This window comes from Pseudoalteromonas gelatinilytica (genome assembly GCF_001641615.1).
GTDB lineage: Bacteria > Pseudomonadota > Gammaproteobacteria > Enterobacterales > Alteromonadaceae > Pseudoalteromonas > Pseudoalteromonas gelatinilytica.
Map to the genome: position 1 here is coordinate 184531 of NZ_LRRU01000023.1, position 23999 is coordinate 208529.

25 protein-coding genes are annotated in these 23999 nt (G+C 40.6%); 6 read left to right on the forward strand and 19 right to left on the reverse strand.

The window, feature by feature from the left end; all coding sequences use genetic code 11:
• The first annotated feature begins 84 nt into the window (after positions 1 to 84).
• Both NH153_RS20930 and ilvN read left to right on the forward strand, forming a co-directional pair.
• Positions 85 to 1809 (forward strand): acetolactate synthase 3 large subunit, encoded by a 1725-nt coding sequence (locus tag NH153_RS20930; protein WP_063707503.1) that lies wholly within the window; start codon positions 85 to 87, stop codon positions 1807 to 1809.
• On the forward strand, positions 1809 to 2306 hold the full coding sequence (ilvN, locus tag NH153_RS20935; RefSeq protein ID WP_063707505.1) for an acetolactate synthase small subunit: 498 nt from the start codon (positions 1809 to 1811) through the stop codon (positions 2304 to 2306). Before NH153_RS20930 ends, ilvN begins: the two co-directional genes overlap by 1 nt.
• Before the next feature lie 82 nt (positions 2307 to 2388).
• Here ilvN and NH153_RS20940 read toward each other — a convergent pair whose 3' ends face one another.
• The 15 genes from NH153_RS20940 to NH153_RS21010 form a co-directional block, all read right to left on the reverse strand.
• The gene (locus NH153_RS20940; protein WP_036972004.1) at positions 2389 to 2664 is read right to left on the reverse strand and encodes an HU family DNA-binding protein; all 276 of its coding nucleotides are present in this window, start codon (positions 2662 to 2664) and stop codon (positions 2389 to 2391) included.
• A 204-nt stretch (positions 2665 to 2868) separates the two neighbouring features.
• The gene (locus NH153_RS20945) at positions 2869 to 3402 is read right to left on the reverse strand and encodes a DUF3833 domain-containing protein (protein WP_063707507.1); all 534 of its coding nucleotides are present in this window, start codon (positions 3400 to 3402) and stop codon (positions 2869 to 2871) included.
• On the reverse strand, positions 3395 to 3892 hold the full coding sequence (locus NH153_RS20950) for a chalcone isomerase family protein (protein ID WP_063707510.1): 498 nt from the start codon (positions 3890 to 3892) through the stop codon (positions 3395 to 3397). Before NH153_RS20950 ends, NH153_RS20945 begins: the two co-directional genes overlap by 8 nt.
• Positions 3893 to 3947: 55 nt before the next feature.
• Entirely contained in the window at positions 3948 to 4442 is a 495-nt protein-coding gene (locus NH153_RS20955; RefSeq protein ID WP_063707512.1) for a DUF2878 family protein, read from the reverse strand.
• On the reverse strand, positions 4420 to 5682 hold the full coding sequence (locus NH153_RS20960; RefSeq protein WP_063707514.1) for an SAM-dependent methyltransferase: 1263 nt from the start codon (positions 5680 to 5682) through the stop codon (positions 4420 to 4422). The genes NH153_RS20955 and NH153_RS20960 overlap by 23 nt, the downstream gene beginning before the upstream one ends.
• A gap of 4 nt (positions 5683 to 5686) precedes the next feature.
• Positions 5687 to 6436 carry a DUF1365 domain-containing protein gene (locus NH153_RS20965; protein WP_063707517.1) on the reverse strand — a complete coding sequence of 250 codons (750 nt, stop codon included), beginning with the start codon at positions 6434 to 6436 and terminating at the stop codon, positions 5687 to 5689.
• A complete protein-coding gene (locus NH153_RS20970) occupies positions 6429 to 7685 on the reverse strand; it encodes an NAD(P)/FAD-dependent oxidoreductase (protein ID WP_063707521.1) in 1257 nt (418 codons plus the stop codon). Before NH153_RS20970 ends, NH153_RS20965 begins: the two co-directional genes overlap by 8 nt.
• Positions 7682 to 8392, reverse strand: coding sequence for an SDR family NAD(P)-dependent oxidoreductase (locus NH153_RS20975; protein WP_063707525.1), 711 nt, complete (start codon positions 8390 to 8392; stop codon positions 7682 to 7684). The genes NH153_RS20970 and NH153_RS20975 overlap by 4 nt, the downstream gene beginning before the upstream one ends.
• Positions 8392 to 8838: a nuclear transport factor 2 family protein gene (locus NH153_RS20980; RefSeq protein ID WP_063707527.1), complete on the reverse strand. Its 447-nt coding sequence runs from the start codon at positions 8836 to 8838 to the stop codon at positions 8392 to 8394. Before NH153_RS20980 ends, NH153_RS20975 begins: the two co-directional genes overlap by 1 nt.
• A 1-nt stretch (position 8839) precedes the next feature.
• Positions 8840 to 10231 carry a deoxyribodipyrimidine photo-lyase gene (phrB, locus tag NH153_RS20985; protein WP_063707529.1) on the reverse strand — a complete coding sequence of 464 codons (1392 nt, stop codon included), beginning with the start codon at positions 10229 to 10231 and terminating at the stop codon, positions 8840 to 8842.
• Positions 10231 to 11184, reverse strand: coding sequence for a YbgA family protein (locus NH153_RS20990; RefSeq protein ID WP_063707535.1), 954 nt, complete (start codon positions 11182 to 11184; stop codon positions 10231 to 10233). Before NH153_RS20990 ends, phrB begins: the two co-directional genes overlap by 1 nt.
• A 10-nt stretch (positions 11185 to 11194) precedes the next feature.
• The gene (locus NH153_RS20995; RefSeq protein WP_063707538.1) at positions 11195 to 11845 is read right to left on the reverse strand and encodes a ChrR family anti-sigma-E factor; all 651 of its coding nucleotides are present in this window, start codon (positions 11843 to 11845) and stop codon (positions 11195 to 11197) included.
• Positions 11838 to 12461, reverse strand: coding sequence for a sigma-70 family RNA polymerase sigma factor (locus NH153_RS21000; RefSeq protein WP_063707542.1), 624 nt, complete (start codon positions 12459 to 12461; stop codon positions 11838 to 11840). The genes NH153_RS20995 and NH153_RS21000 overlap by 8 nt, the downstream gene beginning before the upstream one ends.
• 62 nt (positions 12462 to 12523) lie before the next feature.
• Complete coding sequence (locus NH153_RS21005; protein ID WP_063707545.1) at positions 12524 to 13102, reverse strand: LON peptidase substrate-binding domain-containing protein; 579 nt, start codon at positions 13100 to 13102, stop codon at positions 12524 to 12526.
• A gap of 220 nt (positions 13103 to 13322) precedes the next feature.
• On the reverse strand, positions 13323 to 13601 hold the full coding sequence (locus tag NH153_RS21010) for a hypothetical protein (RefSeq protein ID WP_063707548.1): 279 nt from the start codon (positions 13599 to 13601) through the stop codon (positions 13323 to 13325).
• Positions 13602 to 13859: 258 nt separating this feature from the next.
• Between NH153_RS21010 and trhA the strand changes: the two genes are divergently transcribed.
• Positions 13860 to 14489: a PAQR family membrane homeostasis protein TrhA gene (gene trhA, locus NH153_RS21015; protein ID WP_063707551.1), complete on the forward strand. Its 630-nt coding sequence runs from the start codon at positions 13860 to 13862 to the stop codon at positions 14487 to 14489.
• Here the strand turns inward: trhA and NH153_RS21020 are convergent.
• The gene (locus NH153_RS21020; protein WP_063707554.1) at positions 14486 to 14794 is read right to left on the reverse strand and encodes an MGMT family protein; all 309 of its coding nucleotides are present in this window, start codon (positions 14792 to 14794) and stop codon (positions 14486 to 14488) included. The two genes, trhA and NH153_RS21020, sit on opposite strands and share 4 nt — an antisense overlap.
• Positions 14778 to 15689 carry a LysR family transcriptional regulator gene (locus NH153_RS21025; protein ID WP_063707562.1) on the reverse strand — a complete coding sequence of 304 codons (912 nt, stop codon included), beginning with the start codon at positions 15687 to 15689 and terminating at the stop codon, positions 14778 to 14780. The genes NH153_RS21020 and NH153_RS21025 overlap by 17 nt, the downstream gene beginning before the upstream one ends.
• A 117-nt stretch (positions 15690 to 15806) precedes the next feature.
• On the opposite strand from NH153_RS21025, the gene NH153_RS21030 reads away from it, so the two are divergent.
• From NH153_RS21030 to NH153_RS21050, 3 genes are all read left to right on the forward strand, one after another.
• The gene (locus tag NH153_RS21030) at positions 15807 to 16892 is read left to right on the forward strand and encodes an efflux RND transporter periplasmic adaptor subunit (protein WP_063707563.1); all 1086 of its coding nucleotides are present in this window, start codon (positions 15807 to 15809) and stop codon (positions 16890 to 16892) included.
• Complete coding sequence (locus NH153_RS21035; RefSeq protein ID WP_063707568.1) at positions 16892 to 19963, forward strand: efflux RND transporter permease subunit; 3072 nt, start codon at positions 16892 to 16894, stop codon at positions 19961 to 19963. Before NH153_RS21030 ends, NH153_RS21035 begins: the two co-directional genes overlap by 1 nt.
• A 1265-nt stretch (positions 19964 to 21228) precedes the next feature.
• Complete coding sequence (locus NH153_RS21050; RefSeq protein WP_063707579.1) at positions 21229 to 21771, forward strand: hypothetical protein; 543 nt, start codon at positions 21229 to 21231, stop codon at positions 21769 to 21771.
• Positions 21772 to 21843: 72 nt separating this feature from the next.
• Here the strand turns inward: NH153_RS21050 and rluF are convergent, their stop codons facing one another.
• The gene (gene rluF / locus NH153_RS21055) at positions 21844 to 22788 is read right to left on the reverse strand and encodes a 23S rRNA pseudouridine(2604) synthase RluF (protein ID WP_063707582.1); all 945 of its coding nucleotides are present in this window, start codon (positions 22786 to 22788) and stop codon (positions 21844 to 21846) included.
• An 89-nt stretch (positions 22789 to 22877) separates the two neighbouring features.
• A complete protein-coding gene (locus NH153_RS21060; protein WP_234003610.1) occupies positions 22878 to 23969 on the reverse strand; it encodes an ABC transporter substrate-binding protein in 1092 nt (363 codons plus the stop codon).
• Positions 23970 to 23999: the final 30 nt, after the last annotated feature.

The following is a 23999-nucleotide window of genomic DNA, read 5'->3' on the forward strand; positions in this document are numbered from 1 at the left end:
GGTGAAAGCACGCTTTTTAAAAAACCCCCGCCATATGCGGGGGTTTTTTTATGCATTTATGCTTGCACACACAGAGGAATGAGGATGAGTACGACTGAATACAATGGATCCGAACTAGTTGTTCGGGCACTTAAAGAATTGAATGTTAAATATATTTTTGGCTACCCAGGTGGGTCAGTTCTTGATTTATACGACGCGTTATTTCAACAAGAAGATATTGAACATATCCTAGTACGTCACGAACAAGCCGCAACACATATGGCTGATGGTTATGCCCGTGCTACCGGTGACGTCGGTGTGGTGCTTGCAACTTCAGGCCCTGGGGCTACAAACTGTATTACTGGTATCGCGACTGCTTATATGGATTCTATTCCAATGGTGGTGTTATCTGGCCAAGTTCCTACTGGTTTAATTGGTGATGATGCATTCCAAGAGACTGATATTGTTGGTTGTTCTCGCCCTATCGTAAAACACAGCTATAACTGTCGAAGTGCAAAAGAGATCCCTGCCATCTTAGCAAAAGCTTTCTACTTAGCCAGCACAGGCCGCCCTGGTCCGGTTGTGGTTGAATTACCAAAAGATATGCTTAATCCTGAGCTAAAGTTCCCATTCGAATTTCCAAAAACCACTGAGCTTCGAACTTATAACCCGAACACTAAAGGCCACTCAAAACAAATTCGTAAAGCAGTGAACGCTATTTTAGAAGCTAAAAAGTTGGTTATTTACTCAGGTGGCGGCATTATTCTATCAAATACCTCTGAGCAACTGACTCACTTGGTTGAATCATTAAACGCGCCTATCACTAACACCTTAATGGGTCTAGGTGGTATCAGCGGTACTCACCCTAACTTTATTGGCATGTTAGGTATGCATGGTAGCCTTGAGGCAAACAAAGCTATGGCAAACGCTGATGTTATTTTAGCATTAGGTGCTCGATTCGATGATCGGGTAACGAATAATGTTAAAAAATTCTGCCCTAATGCCACGATTGTTCATGTTGATGTTGACCCAACTTCAATTTCTAAAACAATTAAAGCGCACATCCCTGTTGTTGGCTGCTTACAAACAGTGCTTGAACAGTTACAAACGGCGATTGATAAGAGCCCTATTTCAATTGATCGTTCAGCACAAGAAGATTGGTGGCGTCAAATCATTAGCTGGCGTGAACAAAAATGCCTAAGCTACAGCACGGATGGCGATAAAATCAAACCTCAAGCGGTTATCGAGGCAATTTACAAAGCAACCAATGGTGATGCTTACATTAGCTCTGATGTAGGTCAGCATCAAATGTTTGCTGCTCAGTATTATCCGTTTAAACATCCTCGCCAATGGATCAACTCTGGTGGCTTAGGCACCATGGGCTTTGGTTTACCTGCAGCAATGGGCGTTAAGCTTGCCTTCCCTGATAAAGAGTCTATCTGCGTGACGGGTGATGGTTCAATTCAGATGAACATTCAAGAGCTATCAACTTGCTTACAATACAATTTGGCTGTGAAAGTTGTGTCGTTGAATAACCGTTCACTGGGCATGGTACGTCAATGGCAAGATATGATGTATTCAGGTCGTCACTCATCATCTTACATGGAATCACTTCCTGATTTCGTAAAACTAGTAGAAAGCTATGGCCACGTAGGTATTCGCGTTGATCATATTGATGAGCTTCAGCCTGCTATTGAAAAAGCCATGTCTATTAACGACAGATTGGTATTTTTAGATATCTGTGTAGATGAAAAAGAGCATGTTTACCCAATGCAAATCAAGCTAGGGGCAGTCGATGATATGTGGTTACGTAAAGGAGTAAAAGCATAATGCGCCGTATTTTATCAATCTTATTAGAAAACGAACCTGGCTCGTTATCGCGCATTGTAGGCCTATTTTCACAGCGCGCTTACAACATCGATAGCCTAACTGTTGGCACGACTGACGATCATTCACTTTCGCGTATTACCATTACAACCATGGGTGATGATCGCATCGTTGAGCAAATTACTAAGCAAGTTAACAAACTGGTAGATGTTCTTAAGATTATTGACTTAACCGAAATGGCGCACATCGAGCGTGAGCTATTATTGGTGAAAGTTTTTGCCCAAGATGAAACCACTCGTGCAGCGGTAACGCGTGTTGCTGATGTGTTCCAAGGTGCTATTTTAGATATGGGCCGCCACAGTTACACACTGCAACTTGTAGCGAGCACAGAAAAGGTTGAATCTTTCCTTGATACCTTGCGTCACGAGTCAGACATTATTGAAGTTGTACGTTCAGGTGCGGTTGGTATTGGTCGTGGTGATAAAGCGTTAAAGGCATAAGCCTTTTTCGCTAACGCGACAAAACGTAAGATACAAAAAAAGGGCTATAAGCCCTTTTTTCAATAATTAGTAAGTTACCCTATTAAGGATTAACTTGGTCTTTAAGACCTTTACCCGCTTTAAAGCTTGGGATAGTTGCTGCTGCGATTTGGATTTCTGCACCAGTTTGTGGGTTACGGCCAGTACGCGCTGCACGCTCTTTTACTGAGAAAGTACCGAAACCAACTAATGCTACTGAGTTACCTTCTTTAAGAGAGTTAGTAACTGCGCCAGTGAATGCATCTAGTGCACGAGTTGCTGCCGCTTTTGAGATTTCTGCATCAGTAGCAATTTTTTCAACTAATTGAGCTTTATTCATTGTTAGATTCCTATTCGTTATTATTTTGCCTTCGCAAAACCTATCTTTATGCATTTTTGAGAAGTTAGCAACAGCAAATTGCTATTTTTACGTAATTTATTCAAAAATGACTACTATTTAACTATCAATCACAAGGTTAGTGACATCAGTATTAATAAAGACTTAATTTAACTACCATCACAAAAATTTATGATAGCCAAACCATCATTCAATTTTCTCGATAACCAAGGTAACTTCCCCGACCTCAAAGCCAAACTTATCAATAGCGGTACGGTTAATCAAGCGTGATTGTGTTACCAAGTACATCCAATCATCGAAATTTACCACTAAAGTACTATCATCGTACGGAAGCTCGACAGAATATGTCCAATGGAACACACTGCCATTGCTGTCACCTTTTGCTTCGCCAATCACATCTGATGCAGTCCCTGTGATACTGCCATCATCATTAATGGTGATATACCAAGTACGCGTTTGCTTTTCGCCGTCATCATAAACAAATTGCTCGTCAATCACTCCCTGATTGCCGTTCCAAGACGCTTGCATATCAACTACCAGCTTACGGGTTAATTCACCTTTGTGGTCTTGTACAACGCCGTAGGCTTTGAGCTCACCGCTAAAAAACTGCTTAAAGTCAAACTTCGGCTCTGTGCCCTGATAATAATCAACATCTGGTGCAGAGCAGCTGGTAATTAACAGTACCATAGCAAAAATAAAGAATGCTTTGAGCTTAATCATGTTTCCCTCCAATAAGCTGTTTACGAAGTGATGGTTCAGACGTGTCGGCGCTTAACCAAATTGCTAAAAAGTTGTCAGCAAATTTATTATCATCGATCTGACCTAGCTCTTTGTCATTAAAGTAAAAAGTACCAATTCCTTGCTCGTTTGTTTGAAACGACAACGAATCGTTTTTTTTGATATCAGGCCAAAGAGTTAATAATTGTTTATCGTAAGCACCTACCATGTCATTAAGCTTTAAATGTTGCCATTGCTCGTTGGTTGCTTTGACGATATCTTTCGCATCGAAATCCCGCAAATAGGTGAGTGTAAGTTTGCTGGGGTGTTGGCCAAACTGATACGAACCCGATGGGGTCTCTAATTTGGCGTTATACACATCCCAAAACAGATACTCCATCTTGGCCTGGCCCACTGTTTTAAAGCCATTTGCATACACACCTGCACAGAACGATAACGCAGCAAATAAACTTAAATTAAGTGATTGTTTCATCAAATAACCCTTAAAGTTGTATTATTAAACACTACGAAAAACCACTTAAAACTGATCATTCAGCCGCTAAAAATCGCTTATTTATAGCGATTATAGCCATAAACATACTTGCCCAACCTAAGCCATAAACAAGCCAAAATTGCCAAAGAACAAGCTCAGTATTAAGTACTTCAAAGCGCATTCCAGCGTAGTAACTAGCAGGAGCAAATAACACACAAACACCCCATGCAATATACCAAGGCAGCTTTTGTAGGAATTGCATCGAAGTATTAATGGTTAAAAGCAGTGCTGCCCAAAGTACAGCAAGCCATAAGGGAAAGGGGCTCTCTTTAAAGGCAAGTAAGTTTAAGCTGCTGGCAAGCCATTCGTAGCCGAGTGCGAGAGGTAAACCACATAAAAGTAGCCAACTATCTTGCTGACGTTGCTTTGATAGGTAAATCATCAAAGCAACAACAGCTAAAGCGGGTATTAGAGAGTTGCGCTCAAGGAGTAAGGCCATAAACCATACTCCTTGAAACAAAACAAAGTTAATAATCGAGCGCGATATCATCGCCAGAATGACCAAAACGAGGTTTACGGGCAACTAAATGCACTGTACTGATAGCACGGGTTCTAAACGCACCTTCACAGTAAGCTAAATAAAATAACCATAAACGATAGAATCGTTGGTCAAATTTGACTTTATCTATTTCAGGCCAGCTAGCGACAAAGCGCTCGCGCCAATCAGCCAATGTTCTTGCATAGTGAACGCCAATATCTTTTACACTATGCACAACCATGTCTGTTTGCTGCTTTATTTGCTTATTCATTTCATCTAAACAAGGCAAACAACCACCCGGGAAGATGTACTGCTGGATGAAATCGGAATTTTTAAGGTAGTGGCTGTAACGCTGATCAGCTATGGTGATTGCTTGAATAAGCATTGCACCACTGTCTTTTAATAAAGACTTACATTTTGCAAAAAAGCCAGGCAAATACTCATGACCGACAGCTTCAATCATTTCGATTGATACAAGCTTATCGTACTTGCCGTCTAAGAGGCGGTAATCCTGCTTTAATAAAGTAATTTTATGCTCTAGGTTAAGCTCTTTAACCTTTTGTTCCACATAAGCATGTTGCTCGTCAGAAATTGTGGTCGTCGTTACATGGCAATCAAAATGCGTTGCGGCATAAATCGCAAAGGCGCCCCACCCTGTGCCAATCTCAATCACCGAATCACCTGGTTGTAAATCAACCTGCTCACAAATCAATGCTAGTTTGTGCGCTTGGGCTTGTTCAAGGCTAGCTTGTTTTGACGGATAAACAGCACATGAATACAACATTTCGTCACTTAAAAATGCACTGTATAAATCGTTGCCTAAATCATAGTGCGCCGCAATGTTCTTTTTTGAACCACTTGCTGAGTTTTTATTTTTAATGTGATTAACTCGGTGCGCAATGCCACTTAAAAAGGCAAATTTTTTCTCGAATGCATCTAACTGATCTTGGTTTAAAGCGAATATTTCAATAAGTTTAGTGAGGTTGTCACAATCCCAATAGCCAAGAATATAAGCCTCGCCGGCACCCACACTGCCAGATAACGCAAAAGACTTATACATAGCAGCATCATTTACCGTGACCGTTGCGTGTAAATCACTTGTAATGTCACCGAATTGCTCTTTTTGATTACCCTCTTTTAGGGTAATGCAACCGACATTGATACTATTGAATGCACCTATTACCAGTTTTTTATAAAGTTTTGTCATCCAGCCGGTCGTTGGGGCTTGTGTTAAATTTGATACTTTTTCCATCACATCACCTAGTTGAATTCTCTTGTTTGCCCGAGTGGCCAATAAATGGCACACGTTTGCAAAACAACTTCAAAGCATGAAGGTAAATACCTTTAAAAATACTTAACGTCATAGCCGGAAACTGTTTAAGCACGGCACTAACCTGCTCTTTCGTGAGAGGGTGCTTTTGCAAACGCAGGGTTGCATCAAACAAAAGAGTGTCGTCTTTTTTATTTTCAATATGAATCATGGTGTTATCAGAATTCATTCTAATATGCCAATGATAGTTCATATCTAAGTTCATGAAAGGTGATACGGAGAAAACCTTTTTAAAGTTCACTTTTTTTTCAAGGGGTACGACATAATAATGACGTTCATTCCAAGGCGTGTTACTGACTTCAGCAAGCATGTGAGTGAACTCGCCATGACTAGTTTGAAAGAAGAAAAAGTTAACCGGGCTAAAATAAATTCCTAAACAGCGCACCTGTCCGAGCATAAAAACATGGGTAAATTCATCGTCAATGCCAAGCTCTTTAATTTTATTAAGTGCACGCTGTTTGAGTGGCAGTTGCATATCGGTTTGAAAATTAAAATAGTCGCTCTGATTAAATTTAAGCGCCTTAAAGCCACTTGAGCCAAGCCAAGGGTGAACACCATTAAGTTCATCAGGCTTAGCTAAATCAACCCACATCATATAAAGCGGGTACTTAAAGTGATGCTCTTTGACGGCAAAGCGCCTGTGGCGAACATCACCTACATATATGGCGCTATTCAAACTCGACTCCGAGTTGCTTTGCCACATTTACAGCACTTCTTACACCATCTTCGTGGAAGCCGTTGTACCAATAAGCACCGCAAAAATAGCTATTATTTTTACCGTCTATAAGAGGCTTTTGCTGCTGTGCGGCAATCGACTGTTTATTAAATACCGGATGATGATAAGTAAACTCACGCAGAATTTTGTCTTTTCTAATGCCGTCAAGGTGATTAAGCGTGACACAAAATTGCGTGTCGCTTTGAATGCCTTGCAGAATATTCATCTGATAAGTTACAACAGCGGCTTTATCTGTGTTGTTATTTAACAGGTAATTCCAGCTCGCCCATGCGGCTTTGCGTTTTGGTAGCAGTGTAGTATCTGTGTGTAGTACCACTGAATTAGCCGTATAAGGTATAGCTGAGAGAACGCTTTTTTCGTCCTCGCTTGGGTCTAACAACAGCTTTAAAGCTTGATCTGAGTGACAAGCAAACACAACTTTATCGAATGTTTCACTGTGGCCATCATCAAAATGAACATGCACACTGTCATCTTTTCGAGATACCGAGCTGATATTACTATTTAAACGAATTTTATCAGCAAAACCTTGGATCATAGGTTTAATGTATTCGCGAGAGCCACCCGGAATAACATACCACTGCGGGCGATTAGTGATATCCAACAAACCGTGGTTATAAAAAAACTTAACAAAAAACTCTACACCAACTTGCGCCATTTCTTTAATGCTTGTTGACCAAATAGCAGCGCCCATCGGCAAGATATAATGAAAACGGAAGAACTCGTTAAACTCATGCTCGTCTAAAAACTCGCCTAGGGTTTGATTTTCTTTGTAATTTTGTCCAGCATGCAATGATTTACACACATCATTAAAGCGAACAATGTCTTTTAAAAGTTTCCAGAATTTAGGGCGAAAGATATTGCGCTTTTGTGCGAACAAGCTCCAAAAAGTATGGCCGTTGTATTCAAAGCCTGTTTGTTCATTATGCACACTAAAGCTCATTTGGGTCTTCTGACGCTCGATACCCAAACGCTTAAGTAGCTTTTCAAAATATGGGTAAGTTCGGTCGTTAAAGACAATAAAGCCAGTATCAACAGCGTACTCAACGCCATCAACTTTTACGTCTATGGTTGCAGTATGGCCACCTATGTAGTCGTTTTTTTCAAATACGGTTACATCGTAGTGTTTATGCAATAGGTGCGCACAGCTTAAACCCGCTATGCCAGATCCAATAACAGCCACTTTTTTCAACGTGATAATCCTTTTGCAAGCTTCAGCCAAAGTGGCGTAGGAAGCATTCTTAAAAATTTTAAAATGAAAGTAAAACGGTGTGGAAAGTGCACTTCTTTGCGCCTTTTCGCGACCCCTTTATAAATATAATTTGCCGCTTTTTCTGCACTCACCGCCATAGGCATAGGAAAGTCATTTTTATCTGTAAGCGGCGTTTTAACAAAACCTGGGTGAACTAAAGTGACATCGATATCGTTTAAATCAACCGCTAAGCTATTAGCTAAATAACTTACACCGGCTTTAGACGCACCATATGCTTGGCTGCGCGGTAAGGGTAAGTAAGTCACACTAGAGCTTACGATGACTAGCTGACCACCGGACTTTATTTTTGGTAATAACGCCTCAAGGCAATAGCCCATGCTGAGCAGGTTGGTCGTGATCACCCGTTCAAACAAGCTACTGTCAAAATTGCGAGCATCATCAATGTATTCACAATTGCCGGCATTAAGAATAACCCGGTCAAATTCTGTATAAGCCACTGTGCTCGAACGAATGTCTTGAAGGTCTGTTGCATCAAATTGGCAAGACTCAATATTTTGATGTTGGCTCAATTTAGCAAGCTTTTCTGAATTTCTACCGCATGCAATGACCTGCTCATCGTTGTCTGCATAAAGCGTTGCTAATGACTCGCCAATACCTGAGGTTGCACCTGTAATTAATGTCGTCATTATGCACTCGCTCTTTTGTCGATGTATTTCACAGCTGAGCCGAGTACAGGAATATGCCTGTAAAGCATAGCGCCTACGTCAAAATAGTCGCGGTGGTTAATTATTTTATCGCCAGAAAATTTTAAACGACTATGACCTGCAACCGAAATCGCTTGGCCTTTGTTTAGCTTTGGATGGCGGTAATGCATAGTCCAATAAATAAATGCAGTGTCGTCTTTACCCTCTGCATTTTCAGTCACATAGCTGTCTTCGATAGCAAATTCACAAGAAAGCACATTGGCATAGAGGTTTTTAAAATATTCACGCAGCTCCCCAAGACCATTTACCGCATGCAAGGGATCTGCAAACTGGATATCAGGATGATAAATTTCATCCAATAACTGTAAATTGTCTTTATTGAGTGTTTGATAAACATCAATAAACCTATCAAGGATCGCCTTGTCCATGTCACACCTTAAATGCGTTTAGCGCTCGCTCTCGCGCGGCTTTATGATCAACAATTGCTGGCCAATAACTGCTCGACTTACCCTGTTTCGCTAAATAATCATGCGGAAAATGGATTTGTTTGGCAGGTATTTTTTCCAGCTCTGGTAAATATTTACGGATAAATTCACCATCTGGATCAAATCGCTCGCTTTGGGTGATAGGATTAAAAATTCGAAAATACGGCTGAGCATCACACCCCGTACTTGCAGCCCATTGCCAGCCACCGTTGTTAGATGCAAGGTCGCCGTCTATTAGGTGCTGCATAAAAAAACGCTCGCCTTTACGCCAATCAATTAATAAGTGCTTGGTTAAAAAGCTCGCGACCACCATGCGTAAACGGTTATGCATCCAGCCAGTTTGCAGTAGTTGCCTCATTGCAGCATCAACTAACGGGTAGCCTGTTTTACCTTCGCACCATGCTTTAAAGTCGCTGTCATCATCACGCCACTTCACGGCGTTGTATTTCTCATTAAAGTTATCGTATTTATTTAGGTTTGGATAAATCGCGATAAGATGGCGGTAAAACTCACGCCAAATCAATTCATTAACCCAACAAAACAAGTTACTTTTACTGCTACGTAGTACATCAGGGTGACGCTGCTGGATCAGTGCCAATAATTGATGAACGCTGACAATACCAAGGGCTAAGTAAGGGCTTAAACCCGAGGTGCCTTTAATGCTTGGGATATCTCGTTGGTCTTGATATGTTGCGAGTTTTTCTTCAATAAAGCGCGCGCAAACGTGGCTGAGCGTGTCATCATCAACAGGCCATTTTTCTGAGCTGCCGTCTGAGGCCAATAACTCACTTGGCTGCCACTCAATGGGCTCAAACATCTGCGGTGGTTCAGCAAAATAAAAGTGGGTGTCTTGATAAACTTTTAGCCATGCATTTTTAAATGGCGTAAATACTTTGAACATCTCACCGCTTTGATTTTTAATGCTTCCCGGCGGCGCAATCACATCACCGTCGTATGCGTAAAAAGCAATCCCATTGCTGTCAGCGTGCTGTAAAAAGGCTTTATCTCGGTTTACTTCGTTAAGCTCATATTCGTTGTTGGCGTAGACATTTCTTACTTGATGTTGCTCGCAAAATGACGCTAATTTTTCAACACAACCGGCATAATCGGCTGCATCAATAATGTGTAATTCAATACCTTTACTGGCTAAAAGCTCACCTAAAAAGTGAAGCCTACGCTTTAATAAATCTAGCTGAATAGCAGCCACATCATGCTTTTGCCATTGCTTTTCAGTAATAAAAAACACTGCATTTCGGCAGCCATTTTCGATTGCCTGATACAAGGCATCGTTATTAAAAAGGCGCAGATCGCGCCTAAACCAAAATAATGTGTTCATTAAATTCCGTAGCGTAGTTTTAATTCGTTCGGATAAGGGTCAAGGTACACTTGCTTAGCAAGGTACTCATTTGGATGCACTTTTAAATGATGCTTAATTAACGTAAGAGGTACGTAAAGTGGCACTAAACCTTGACGGTATTCATCAATGGCATCTCGCAGTTCTTGCTTTTCAATCTTAGAAAGCGATTTTTTAAAATAGCCTTGTAAATGCATTAAAGTGTTGGCGTTATTTTTACGAGAAGCTGGTTTTTTAAGGGCTGTCATTAACCCTAAAATGTATTCATCAGCCAAAGTTTGGATATCTTCGCCGTCAAAAGTGCCAAGCAAGTTCCCCAGACTACGGTAAGCCTCGTAGTTATGCGCCATCAATAAGTACTTATATTGGGCGTGAAACTGGGTCAATCTATGAACTGTTAATGGCTGCTCGCTTAATGTTTGCCAGTGCTTATAGGTATAAACACGCATTACAAAGTTTTCGCGAAGATGCATATCATTTAAACGACCGTTTTCTTCGCAAGGTAACAATGGGTTATGTGCCATTATTTGCTCTGCAAAAAAACCCACACCTTCTGAAGTATTGCCAGTACCCGCTTCGTTATAAATTTTAATACGTTCCATACCGCAACTAGGACTTTTCGCGCAAAACACAAAGCCGCTTAACTCAGCGGTTTGCTCTGTTGCCACTCGTTTACCATATTCTGTTAGTTTAGGGCCAACATCGCCAGTGCCATCTGGACGACACACTTTAATGGTATCGCCAACACGCACTTGACGAATAGTTGGTCTGGGGATTGGTAGCCCTACCGCTACTTCAGGGCAAAACTTTTTATATTCGACATGCTTGCCAAGCTCATCCATACAGAAATTTGATTTTTTATGGCCTGTATCAAAGCGTACTTTATCGCCTGCTAAGCAAGCACTTAAACCAATTTTTATTGTTGATTGCTGCATATAAACCCTACTAATAAATAAGATTACCAATTGGATTCAGGAGTTTGCTAATACCTTTGTTGAAGTGCAGCGCACTGCTAACTACGGTAAAACATAAACAACCTTGTTCAGTTTTTGGCGTGTGATTATGACGACCATCAAGCATCATAAAATCACCCGGTACATAGTGTCCGTCTTCATCACTAAACTCCCCATCTAATAATAAAGTGAGCTCAAAACCCGTATGTGTGTGCTCAGGAATTTCACCACCCGCATCAATATGGAGCAGGCTTGCTCGTAACGCGCCATCTTCTAAATCAATGCGAGAGCGGGCAAGTTTACCTATTTGCATAAACTTACTATGACCAATCCGGGTAAGCGCTCTAGGTAATGTGTAAGTTTTGTCTTTAACATCTACCGACACCTGTGCTTGCTCGTAAACTTCATCAATAGTTTCATCAGCTGTGATCGCATCAAACATACTGGAATCAAACATGTCATCCATATCAATAGCGGATTCTGTAAATACTGTGTCTGCATTTTTGGCTTCAAGCGCAGCGAGCTCTTTTTGACACACAGGGCACATTTCAACATGAATAGCGACTGCAACACTCAAAGTGGCAGGTAAATTACCTTCGCTGAACTTGGCAAGTAATTCATTGCTAGGATGGTGCTTAATCATGGTGATCTCCCATTTCATTGCGTAACTTCTGCAAGGCTAAGCGAAGACGAGATTTCACTGTGCCTACGGGAATGTTTAAATGCTCAGCAAGCTGCTCTTGCGACATATCTTGAAAATATACGCCGCGCACAACTTCTCGTTGCGCAAGGGGTAATTTATCAAGGTATTGCTTAATCTGTTTATCTTCTAAATGGTCACTAAATTCGTGTTGGCCCGGCTCGGCTTCATCTATCAAAGGCCAAATATCTTCACTAATACACTCTTCTTTGCTGCTCTTCATTTTTCTTAGCATATCGAAAGAAGCATTACGCATTACTGTGTATACCCATGTTGTCGCCGCCCCTTTTTCTTTGTGATAAAGATGCGCTTTACGCCAAACTGAGGTTAGTGTTTCTTGAACTAATTCCATCGCTTGCGCTTCAGAACCAAATTGTTTGATCCCAAAACGTTTTATTTTTGGCGAAAAATATTGGAACAGCACTGCAAACGCACGTTTATCACGGTGCGCAGCAACAGCAAATAAGGCATCAGCAAGCTCTTTGCTTGGTGTATCTGGCATGGCAGAGTATTGACCTGTGTTAGGTTTACAACCTGTTTGAAGTTGTTGACTTACCATCTTTGTGTCATCCAATTATTGTCGTAAGAATTTATACGCCAAAAAGTTGATGTGAGATCACATTAATCAGTAAATTCGTTGTTAATTAGAGTATGGAGGAAACTTAGCAAATTTTCAAAATTAGATTTAAAGGCAAGTTGTTGTTTTTTAACTAATGAAATAGGCAAAATTTCAAGCCAGCGGGCAACAACCCAAGCAAGATTGTCAAATTGTGGGGTTTTATATAGACCTGCTAAATCAGGCTGATTTGCAAACACAGCACGAAGCGTGTCGCTTAGTAAGGTGTTTTCGTCATTGATTGGTGTGTTTACATACCATGAAGGCGACGTAATTAGTTCGATGTCGGCATGGCGTAGTTGCTGCTTATCTTGATATGCGTTATGCATAGACACTGCATGTTCAGCATAAACATCAATTAATAATTGGCCACTATCATCTTGATTGAAGTCGGTTATTTGCACTAAACAACCCATTTCTGGCAAGTTAAGATCTGTGTCGTGTTGGTAAGTGCACAGCACAAAACCTGTATTATTTTGTACAGCTTCTTTGACCATCGTTAAGTAACGCTGCTCAAAAATTCTTAGCTTGGTGAACCCTTCAGGTAAAATAAAAACCGGTAAAGGAAAAATCGCACGCTTCATAAAGTCTACTATTCTAAAACCACATGCCTTTAATTACGTGCGTTTTTAATCCGCCGATCAATATTTCATGAAATCTTAATATCTACTTTGTACTCTAGAAGTTGAACCATTGCGCAACGTTACGAAATAATTCGATTGATGCATACGCACTGAGTAAACTCAAAACCGGTGCAACCATAAGTAAAAATAAGCTGATTTCACTACTCATTGTCTTGTTTCCTTACTGCTTGTTTGTTGCTTTAGGAGCTTGAGCAATTTTTACTTCGTCTTCTTTCGAAGCAATTGCATCTTCACTCATGTAAGTATCTAGTAACTTTTGAGCATCAAACTCAATGCTGTTCATTACGCTTTCTTTCAACTCAATGCTTGCTTGTTGAACATAGCTTTTAACAGATTGTGTAATTGTGTTGCTGATATCTAATTCAAAGTCAGTAGCGCTTGCTTGAGTTGACCCTAATACAAGTAACGCAGCAGTAGTTAATTTAAGTGAGTTATTCATAGTGGTATTCCTTGTCTCTTTAAGTAATTAGTCGTAATTACTTAATCAAAGGTTGTGCCACCCTGAAAATATTTTTTAATTTATTGATTTTTAACGATTTAAAAATAAATTAAATTTTCAACCGCATTCAGGGTTGGTTAATAAAACCAACGAATTTAAATATTTTGACCAACATTTAGTGAAAAAATAAGCATTGCTAACTTCAGCGCACACTTGTACACTGAAACTGTTTTATTCACTCATTTTTAGTAGATAGATATGACACAACAACTCCCTTATTCACGCCAAGAAGAACAACTTAACGTGCTCACTCACGGTATGGGAGTCCTGTTTGCGGTATATGTGCTGTGGGACTTAATTTCACAATCTAAAGTTGTGTCAGCTACGGTGAGTGCTATCGTGTATGGCTCAAGCCTACTGGTATTATTTTTAGCCTCGACCTTATATCACGCTAGTACCAGAGAGCGTATACGAGCCATTTATAAAAAATGTGACCACTGTGCGATTTACTTGCTTATTGCCGGAACCTACACGCCTTATTTGGTTATTTCGTTATCTGGGGCTTGGGCAATTGCTGCTTTAGTGTTTATTTGGTCTTTAGCGCTTGGTGGTGTTGCATATAAATTACTGGTCAAAAACACGAATAAAAAAGTCTCTCTCGCTACCTATTTATTAATGGGCTGGTTTGCATTAGCACTTGTTTATCCACTTTATTTGAACCTTGATTTAAGCGCTTTATGGTGGCTGCTAGCTGGCGGGATTGCGTACAGTTTAGGCACAGTGTTTTACAGCGCTAAAACCCGCCATTACAGCCATGCAATTTGGCACGTATTCGTGTTAGTTGGCTGTGTTTGTCATTATCTATCAATTAGCTTGTATGTTTATTAGTCCCACTGGTGCAGGCGCATATTAATTTTAGCCTTATTAAAGGTAACACCTTCACTGAGTAGTTTTTGTCGTTGCTCCAGATGCTTATTGCTGCCTTCAGGAAACGATATTTTACCCTGGCTATTAACTACCCGATGCCAAGGAATGTTTGAGCCTTCGGGCATTACTTTTAATAACCTGCCCACTAACCTTGAGTTATTAGGGTATCCTGCAAGCTTTGCTACTTGCCCATAACTGGCAACTTTCCCCTCAGGAATGGCACAAATAATGGTATAAATTAAATCTTCTTTAGTTGCCTGCTGCACGACTCGACTCCAAATAGTGTTTACTGACCTCGCTAAAATCTTGCCAAATAGCTCTTGCAACAGGGCCATGATGAACCGAGTGCTGTCTAAAAACTCGAATTTCTGCGCCAAACTGGTGTTCACGATCGACAATTTTAATTTGCTGCAATAAACCAGCGTCGATTTCGGCTTGGCAATGTTGCAAACTGATCATTGCCCAGCCCGCACCAGAAAGTAAAAACGACTTAACACTGGTTATATCGTCAATTTTCATTAATGCAGAGCCTAGCGTATACGAAAGCCTATCACTGTCAAAACTCAAGTCGCTTTCAAACATGGCCAAACACGGGTAATTTTGAATATCTGAAAAGCTGATTTCACTAGGCACCACATCAGGTGCACTGACAATACCGATATCAAATTTACCAATCGGTAAACTTTCGAGATCCCCTGTTGCATGAAACAAATCAAACCAAGGGCCAATTCCTAAATCAGCCTGATGACTATTAACCTGCTCAAGAGATACAAAGCGCTTCCCTGAGGAAATACTAAACTCTGTACTGGCGAAACGTTTAAAGGTTTTGCTGATCACTTGGTTATAACTGTTTTGATGGCAAAGTTGTTCATAGCAAATTTTATAATTGGCTTCATTCCCTAGTGCCAGTTCTTTAGCAAGTGAGCTTAACTCACTGTTTGCATTAAGTAATAAGCGGGCCTCACGATAAAAAATACGGCCTTTTTCTGTTAAGTGTAACCGATATTGACTGCGGTCTAGTAGCTCAAAACCTAGCTCTGATTCTAGCTTTTTGATTGCTAACGTGAGCGCGGGTTGAGTCTTATGCAATTTAAGTGCGGCTTGGCTCAAACTAGAGCTTTGCACAATAGCATCTAGAATGATTAATTGATTTAAATTCATTAATGGCAAACTATATAAATAAAATTTATGCTGTTTCTAAAATTTAATAATTTTTATTTTATATCTTTGCAGCGTATCCTGCAGCAAATTTATGCTTTCTTATCTATGGAGAAGACAATGAGATTGGCACCCGCCGTGTTAATGAGCAGCATGTTTCTGTTACTTGCGGCATGTTCAGAGCAAGCACAACAAAGTGAAGCAGAGCCGGTAGTTCGCCCTGTTAAACTTTTTAATATTGGCAATAATTCAGAGCAAAGCATTCGCAGCTTTCCTGCTGAAGTGGTTGCTAACCAAGGTTCTTATCTTGCCTTTCGTGTGAATGGTGAGTTACTTGAGTTCCCTGCTCTTGCGGGCCAACACGTTGAGAAAGACCAGCTTTTAGCCAAACTCGATCCTGAAGATTTTCAACTGCAATATGATGAGCGCAAAGCACGCTATGAACTAGCAGAATCTCAACTTGAGCGTGTGCAAAAGCTATTTAACCGCTCAATTGCCAGCCAATCTGAGTTAGACCAAGCGCTTGCTAATAAACAGGTTGCTGAGTCAGCGCTTAAAATTGCCAAAACCAACCTAGATAATAGTGAATTACGCGCGCCGTTCGCCGGTACTGTGGCAAAGGTGTTTGTGAAAAACTTTGAAAACATTCAAGCAAAACAAAACATCCTTCGCCTTGAAACCCGCGACCTAATGGACGTGGTTATTCAAGTACCCGAAAAACTCATTGCACGCATCGATAAAGATGTTCACTACCAACCTGATGTTGTATTTGATGGTTACCCAAACAAGTCATATCAATTAACGGTCAAAGAGTTCGATACCCAAGCCGACCCAATTACTTTAACGTATAAAGTTGTGTTTTCATTACCTGTGCCAGAAGATTTTAATCTACTTGCCGGTATGACTGGCCGCGTTGATATAGATTTAAGCAAAATCACCAGCTCACAATCACCTTATACATTGCTGCCAGTTGAGGCGGTATTCTCAGAGCCTACTGAGTCTGAAAACAACAACAGCTATGTATGGCTTTATGACGAAAACACCGGTTTAGTGCACAAACAAGCTGTTGAAGTTGGCCAATTACATCGTGATGGTATCGAAGTACTCTCAGGTATTAAAGAAGGCCAAATCGTTGTGGCTGCTGGCGTGCACTTTTTAGAAGAAGGTATGAAAGTGCGTCCATGGCAAAAAGAGCGAGGCTTATAATGAGCTTTGCTGCACTCGCTATTGAAAGAAAAGTCATTAGCTGGATGTTCGCGCTGTTTTTACTGATTGGTGGAACGGTCGCTTACTTTGGCTTAGGACAACTAGAAGACCCTGAATTCACCCTAAAAAAAGCCATGGTGATCACCCTTTATCCGGGCGCGTCACCACAGCAGGTAGAAGAAGAAGTCACATTCCCTATTGAAAATGCAATTCAACAGCTACCGTATGTTGATTACGTAACCAGTATTTCATCACCGGGTAAATCGCAAATTACCGTCGAGATGAAAAGCAATTATCGTAAACAAGACTTACGCCAAATATGGGACGAACTGCGTCGAAAAATTAACGATCAAGCATCGTCGATGCCCTCTGGTGTTTATCCAAGCAAGATTATGGATGACTTTGGGGATGTATACGGGGTGATGTATGCAGTCACTGGCGATGGTTATTCTTACGATGAGCTTAAAGATTACGTTGATTACTTAAAACGTGAGCTTGTTTTGGTTGATGGCGTTAGTAAAGTAACCGTGGGTGGCGAGCAACAAGCACAAGTCATGGTTGAAATTTCAACCCGCAAACTTGCCCTGTTAGGTATTTCGCCTAATCGAATTTATCAGCTTTTACAAACTCAAAATAGCGTGTCGAACGCAGGTAAAGTGCGCGTTGGCGATGAATCAATTCGCTTACACCCAACCGGTGAATTTAAAGACGTAAAAGAGCTCGAAAACTTACTTATTTCTAAGCCAGGTGAAAATGAGCTTATTTACTTAGGTGATGTTGCTACCGTTTTTCGTGAGTATGCAGAAGTCCCTAACAATATTATTCGCTATAACCAGCAACAAGCATTACTGGTTGGTGTGTCATTTAGTACAGGCGTTAACGTTGTTGATGTAGGTGCAAATATTGATGCTCATTTAGCGTCACTTGAATATCAACGTCCCCATGGTATGGAAATAAACAGCGTTTATAACCAACCTGCTGAAGTTGAAAAGTCAGTAAGTGGCTTTATTATCAGCCTACTTGAAGCTGTTGCTATTGTTATTATCGTGCTTTTAGTCTTTATGGGCTTTAAAAGCGGTGTATTGATTGGTGTAATTCTCCTACTGACCGTTCTAGGTACCTTCATTTTCATGAAGTTGTTTGCCATTGATTTACAGCGAATTTCGCTTGGTGCCTTGATCATAGCCTTAGGGATGCTGGTTGATAATGCTATTGTAGTAACCGAAGGCATATTGATAAACCTAAAGCGCGGACAAACAAAACTGCAAGCAGCAACCAATATCGTTGAACAAACCAAGTGGCCGTTACTAGGCGCAACGGTTATAGCCGTTACGGCCTTTGCGCCAATTGGCTTGAGTTCAGATGCCAGTGGTGAATTTGCTGGCAGCTTGTTCTGGGTATTGTTTATTTCATTATTACTTAGCTGGATCACCGCCATTACCTTAACGCCATTCTTCGCTGATTTAATGTTTAAACAGGCAACGGAGAAACAACCGCATCACGATGAAGACCCTTATCAAGGGGTTATATTTAATGTCTATAAAGGCGTGTTACATGCAGCAATGCGTTATCGTAAAACGACACTTCTGCTAATGGTTATCATGCTTGTAAGCTCTGTGTTTGGCTTTAAATTTATCAAGCAGTCGTTCTTCCCTGCATCTAATACACCGATGTTTTACGTTGATTATTGGCATACACAAGGCGCTGATATTCATACTACAATGGATGGCGTCGCAAAGCTTGAAAAGTTCTTACAAGCAGACCCACTGGTTGAAGAGGTAACCACAACGGTTGGCCAAGGTGCACCGCGTTTTATGCTGACTTACGCACCTGAAAAATCATACCCAGCCTATGGGCAATTGATTATTCGTGTTAAAGACCGCGAAGCTGTTACTACCATGATCAAAAAAGTGCGTGATTACCAACATGAGCATGTACTTGATGCTCAGCTTAAAGTTAAACGTATGGAAATTGGCCCATCAACAGATGCAAAAATTGAAGCGCGTTTTTCTGGTGCTGATCCTGTGGTACTTCGCCAATTAGCGAAACAAGCGAAAGATATTCTGCATCAAGATGCGGGAGCATTTAATATTCGTGACGATTGGCGTGCTCGCTCGAAGTTAATTCGTCCGCAATTTAACGAGCAAAAAGCCCGTCGTTTAGGAATTGCTAAATCAGACCTTGATCAGCTGCTTCTCACTAGCTTATCGGGTAAACAAGTGGGTGTTTATAAAGACGGCACACAAATGCTGCCAATTATTGCTCGCTCGCCTGCTGAAGAGCGCTTAAACGTTGAAAGCCTTCGAGACTTACAAATTTACAGCCCAGTGTTAGGTGTGTTTGTACCGGTGACACAAGTAGTTGATGATTTTATTGTTGAATGGGAAGACAGCTTGATCATGCGACGTGACCGTAAGCGAACCATCACAGTGATGGCCGACCACGATGTCATTGGCGATGAAACACCTGCTAAACTCTTTGCCCGTGTACGAAAGAACATTGAGGCAATTGAGCTCCCACATGGCTACGAATTGCAATGGGGCGGCGAATTTGAATCATCAAGCAAAGCACAAAAAGCGATTTTTGGTTCATTACCACTTGGTTACTTAGCCATGTTCGCAATCACAGTGCTGCTGTTTAACTCGGTTAAACAACCTTTAGTAATATGGGCGACGGTGCCATTGGCAATCATCGGTGTATCGGCAGGTTTATTACTAATGAATGCAGCATTTAGCTTTATGGCCCTGCTTGGCTTACTTAGTTTAAGCGGCATGCTCATCAAAAACGGCATTGTGTTAGTTGACCAAATTAACCTTGAACTCGATAGCGGCAAAGACCCTTACAAAGCTGTGTTTGACTCAGGTGTAAGTCGTGTGCGTCCTGTAGCGATGGCTGCGATTACCACCATTTTAGGCATGATCCCACTGCTATTTGACGTGTTCTTCCAGTCAATGGCGGTAACTATTATGTTTGGCCTTGGTTTTGCCACAGTGCTGACCCTGATTGTTGTGCCTGTGCTTTATACCATGCTGTTTAAGATCAAAGTACCTAAACAGCGTCACGCTAATTAATACAGATTGACTCTCAACCAAAAGCCCTATCAGCAAATTGTTAGGGCTTTTTTATTACCTTTTATTTTAATAAACAAAAAGGTAATAAAATCCGCCACAGCCAGCAAATGAAAATAAGCAACACCAAAAATAAAAGCGCACTGGTTCTTGGTGCTTATAAATGGTGCTAATGCTCCCTGTATAACTTCGGCTACCTACACGAATTTTATTCGTTAATAACCCCAACACCCCATAACCAACAAACAATAGGGATGCGATAAAGATAAATACATTCTGAAAGCTAGCCATTGATAACCCTGTTTATGAGTCGTGCAAAATTGGTCAGCTATCAATTATTAACTTATTTATAATTCTCGGTAAAGTCGAATGCAGAGAGCTCGCCTGTGTCTAGCATAAATTTTTTTATTTAAGATGGGTGTCTAGTTAACGGCGTTTAAAGTGGGTGTCCATTTTCGGGGAAGCGCAACAGCTTTCATGAGGTTTATTTAACGTGGGTGCCTGTGTAATGATTAGTTTTAAGGTGGGTGTCCATTTATGGTGGTCTAGTTATGGTTGTGAATAAAGTGGGTGTCTATTTAACTAATGGCACTGACACAGGCTGTACTGCAAATATCAGCAAGTACTCATCGCTCCTACTGAGGGTTAACTGTGCTTGATAGCTTTTACAAGATAACAAATGAGAAATGGAAAGACGTGCATCTACTTATTTTCTATTCTCATACTCACCAAATAAATAGTAATTACGAAGATAAAAAAAGAGAAAACTCCAAGATAAAACATGTCTTCACTCTCCATAAAAGCATTCATCGAAAAGACGCTAAAAATGACGGTAGCAATATAAAATAACCAAGCCGCAAGCCCACTTTTTGTCCTCGCAAATAGCTTAAAATATATAAATCCCAAAAATGAGATTACAAGAGAAGTAAATAACATTTATTTTTTCACCAGATTCAACCCATCACCAATCTTTAAAAAAAGCTATAAAGATAAAACCAGTACAGCCTATCCAAATATCAACACTAACTACCTAGAATTAGCACCAGCTTTATTAAATAAGTCAACCTTTCAGTGAGAGTACCTTAGCAAGTATGCTCTTAGCTGCCAAAAGGTTTGTTTAAAGTGGGTGTCTGTTTAATGATTAGCATTAATGTGGATGTCCATTTATGGTGGACTTTTTGTTATTTAAAGTGGGTGTCTATTTAATGATTAATCTATCAGCTTGTGTGCTAACCTATTGCTGCTGATTTAATACTTGAAGGGCTAAGATGCGTAGAAAAGTACTTTACTTATTGATTGCAATATTCAGTGGTACCTTAAGCGCCAATGAAAATACACACTATCAGCATGAGTCTAATGTAGCTTTTCATGTTGCCGTTGAAAGTTTATCTGATGCTGTTTTAGCAATTGAAGGACAAAATGGATTGATATTTAACTCAAGATGGATTTTTGGGGAAATAGGCACGCCAATCGCAGATATTTGTGAAGGGCAACAATCAGCCGATTTAGAGCTCGAGTGTGATTCTGTTTCAAACCGCACTGTTGAATCTCATTATGACTTTCCACAACACAGCCAGGTTGCTCTGTATTTTAGACCTAACTTGATTGTGAATGGACTCAAATTGATTGAAGCAAGCGTTAAAAACAATGAAGTAGCACTATTACTATTTGAAGATAACAATACAAAAGAGCTGTTCTTTGTAAACAAACATCAACTTAACGATATTATCGCGAAAAAACTCTCTAAAAAAGAATTTAAACCGAAAAGAGACCTTTTGGAAGATGATGCCATTTACCCTAATAAAGGCTAAGGTTGAAATCTGTATCATTTAGAACCCTGAAGCAAACCAGTAAAGACTAGTCAGGGCTCTAATGCACTAAGTTTACTTTTTCAGGCTTAATCTGCCGATGCGTTTAGTACTGCTACGCTTCGTTTGGTTTGGTTTTGATGAGTGTGAATTGCCAGCCTTAGATCTTGATTGTCCTTGCTTGGCATCACTGCGTGCTTTTTTTACGTATTTAGAAAAGTCGCGCTTTTTTTCTTCTTCATTACGTGGCTTTTGCTTAGCACGAGCTTGGGTTGGCTGTTTGTTTTCATCAATTGAACGCTCTTCCGTTTTACCTGAGCCGGCAATTGAATTATTGATCTCAGCCATTTCTTGTTCGGTTAAGTGGCGCCACTGCCCTACTTTTAAACCCTTTAGGGTCACGTTCATAATTCGTGTGCGCTTTAGAGTCACCACTTCATAGCCTAAATATTCACACATACGGCGTATTTGGCGGTTTAAGCCTTGTGTTAGCACTATAGTAAATTGCTGCGGGCCTGTTTGTTTAACCTTACACTTTTTAGTAACGGTATCGAGGATAGGAATGCCGTTTGCCATCTTATTCACGAACTGGCGGTTTAGCGGCTTATCAACCGTTACTACGTATTCTTTTTCATGATTATTACCAGCACGAAGAATTTTATTAACGATGTCGCCTTCGTTAGTTAAGAAAATTAAGCCTTCTGATGGTCTATCTAAGCGTCCAATCGGGAAAATACGTTCTGGGTAATTAACAGCTTTAACAATATTGCTTTGGATTTTTCGCTCAGTTGTACAAGTAATGCCAACAGGTTTGTTGTAGGCAATATAAACCAGCTTAGGCTTTGCTTTTAAAGGTTTGCCATCTATAAGTACATCATCGGCGTCACTAACTTTTACGCCCATTTCAGGCAAGTTGCCGTTAACAGTAACACGACCTTCTTCAATATATTTATCTGCCTCACGGCGTGAACAAAAACCTGTTTCACTGATAAATTTATTTAATCGCTTTAACTCTGTCATGGCACACTTCTGTCTGGATTTTAAAGCCGCTAGTTTATACCAGAAGCCTTTACCAAGCTAGGTAGAATCTAGGCTCTTTGACTACACTTTTAGTGTTGCGCTGCGTTTTTGGGCTTTTCGCTCAATAAACTATGTAGCGTATCAAAATCGAAGGCGTACTCAGTGCTTTTGCTGTTTTGCAGTAAGAAGGTTTCAAAAGGGATAACCGACCAATCTTTGATGTTTCTTAGCCAGCTGTAACTTTGAATATTGTGCTTTGTGATCACCCCAAGCTGAAACTTAATCTCATCGTGATTTTGCCAATAAGGGTTACCATTATGATGATCGACCACGCTAATTAAAGCCCATGCTCCCATCATAAAATGCCCGCCAACACTGGCAGTGAGTTTTTGTTGTTCTATTAAGTCTAAATTATCATCAAGCCAATCAATGCCACCTATGAAATAGGCTTTATCTTTTTTACCTTTTACTGCTTCTAGGGCACCTTGCGCCATCAAATCAGACGCACACCAAATCACATTCGTATCTGGGTATCGCTGTAATAATCGGCTCACTTTATTCTCGGCTTCTTGCTTATTCCAACTGGCATACACAACTTGCTCAAGCTCAACATCTTGTTTTCGTAAATAATGAACAAGGCCGTCACTGCGGGTGTCTGACTCTGTGCCATAATGACCATTAATCGCAACAAAGTGAGGCGTTTGCTTTGCATTTATTGCCTCATTAAGTAAGGCTTTACCAAGTTGCTCACCGGCTTTGAAGTTATCGTGAAATACTTCACCTAACCAATACTTAAAGCGCTGACGGGGTTTACCCACTTCGTCACGCTCTACGCCAACAATCGTTTCTTCGAGAGTGATAAAATTCACTTTGTGTTGTTCAAGCAAGCTCATTGACTGCTCTGCGCCACCTGGGTAATTAATTAAAATGGCGTAATCAGGTTTAGGGTTATATTGCAGGTATTGTTTGAGTTCGGCTAATTGAATGTGGCGATTTCCACCGCCATAAATTGTTGTGAGAGAAACATTATTTTGCTTTGCAGCAACCTGCATCACATTAGTCACTTTTTGCCAAAACAAATCAGTTTTAACTGAGGGATTAACTAACAGCACAGAGAATTGCTCGCCAGCATAAAGTGGTGAACAGCAAAGCAATGTAAAAACCAACAAGCAAACTCGCATTACCACCCCGCTTTGTTTTTCTTTGATTGT

Excerpts from the sequence above, each read along its gene's own strand:
- NH153_RS21035 (WP_063707568.1), top strand. The coding sequence starts at position 16,892 with ATGAGCTTTGCTGCACTCGCTATTGAAAGAAAAGTCATTAGCTGGATG.
- NH153_RS21025 (WP_063707562.1), bottom strand. The coding sequence starts at position 15,689 with ATGAATTTAAATCAATTAATCATTCTAGATGCTATTGTGCAAAGCTCT.
- NH153_RS21010 (WP_063707548.1), bottom strand. The coding sequence starts at position 13,601 with ATGAATAACTCACTTAAATTAACTACTGCTGCGTTACTTGTATTAGGG.
- NH153_RS21000 (WP_063707542.1), bottom strand. The coding sequence starts at position 12,461 with ATGGTAAGTCAACAACTTCAAACAGGTTGTAAACCTAACACAGGTCAA.
- NH153_RS20995 (WP_063707538.1), bottom strand. The coding sequence starts at position 11,845 with ATGATTAAGCACCATCCTAGCAATGAATTACTTGCCAAGTTCAGCGAA.
- NH153_RS21050 (WP_063707579.1), top strand. The coding sequence starts at position 21,229 with ATGCGTAGAAAAGTACTTTACTTATTGATTGCAATATTCAGTGGTACC.
- NH153_RS20975 (WP_063707525.1), bottom strand. The coding sequence starts at position 8,392 with ATGACGACATTAATTACAGGTGCAACCTCAGGTATTGGCGAGTCATTA.
- rluF (WP_063707582.1), bottom strand. The coding sequence starts at position 22,788 with ATGACAGAGTTAAAGCGATTAAATAAATTTATCAGTGAAACAGGTTTT.
- NH153_RS20960 (WP_063707514.1), bottom strand. The coding sequence starts at position 5,682 with ATGGAAAAAGTATCAAATTTAACACAAGCCCCAACGACCGGCTGGATG.
- NH153_RS20980 (WP_063707527.1), bottom strand. The coding sequence starts at position 8,838 with ATGGACAAGGCGATCCTTGATAGGTTTATTGATGTTTATCAAACACTC.
- NH153_RS21060 (WP_234003610.1), bottom strand. The coding sequence starts at position 23,969 with ATGCGAGTTTGCTTGTTGGTTTTTACATTGCTTTGCTGTTCACCACTT.
- NH153_RS20990 (WP_063707535.1), bottom strand. The coding sequence starts at position 11,184 with ATGCAGCAATCAACAATAAAAATTGGTTTAAGTGCTTGCTTAGCAGGC.
- ilvN (WP_063707505.1), top strand. The coding sequence starts at position 1,809 with ATGCGCCGTATTTTATCAATCTTATTAGAAAACGAACCTGGCTCGTTA.
- NH153_RS21005 (WP_063707545.1), bottom strand. The coding sequence starts at position 13,102 with ATGAAGCGTGCGATTTTTCCTTTACCGGTTTTTATTTTACCTGAAGGG.
- NH153_RS20950 (WP_063707510.1), bottom strand. The coding sequence starts at position 3,892 with ATGAAACAATCACTTAATTTAAGTTTATTTGCTGCGTTATCGTTCTGT.
- NH153_RS20940 (WP_036972004.1), bottom strand. The coding sequence starts at position 2,664 with ATGAATAAAGCTCAATTAGTTGAAAAAATTGCTACTGATGCAGAAATC.
- trhA (WP_063707551.1), top strand. The coding sequence starts at position 13,860 with ATGACACAACAACTCCCTTATTCACGCCAAGAAGAACAACTTAACGTG.
- phrB (WP_063707529.1), bottom strand. The coding sequence starts at position 10,231 with ATGAACACATTATTTTGGTTTAGGCGCGATCTGCGCCTTTTTAATAAC.
- NH153_RS20945 (WP_063707507.1), bottom strand. The coding sequence starts at position 3,402 with ATGATTAAGCTCAAAGCATTCTTTATTTTTGCTATGGTACTGTTAATT.
- NH153_RS21030 (WP_063707563.1), top strand. The coding sequence starts at position 15,807 with ATGAGATTGGCACCCGCCGTGTTAATGAGCAGCATGTTTCTGTTACTT.
- NH153_RS20930 (WP_063707503.1), top strand. The coding sequence starts at position 85 with ATGAGTACGACTGAATACAATGGATCCGAACTAGTTGTTCGGGCACTT.
- NH153_RS20955 (WP_063707512.1), bottom strand. The coding sequence starts at position 4,442 with ATGATATCGCGCTCGATTATTAACTTTGTTTTGTTTCAAGGAGTATGG.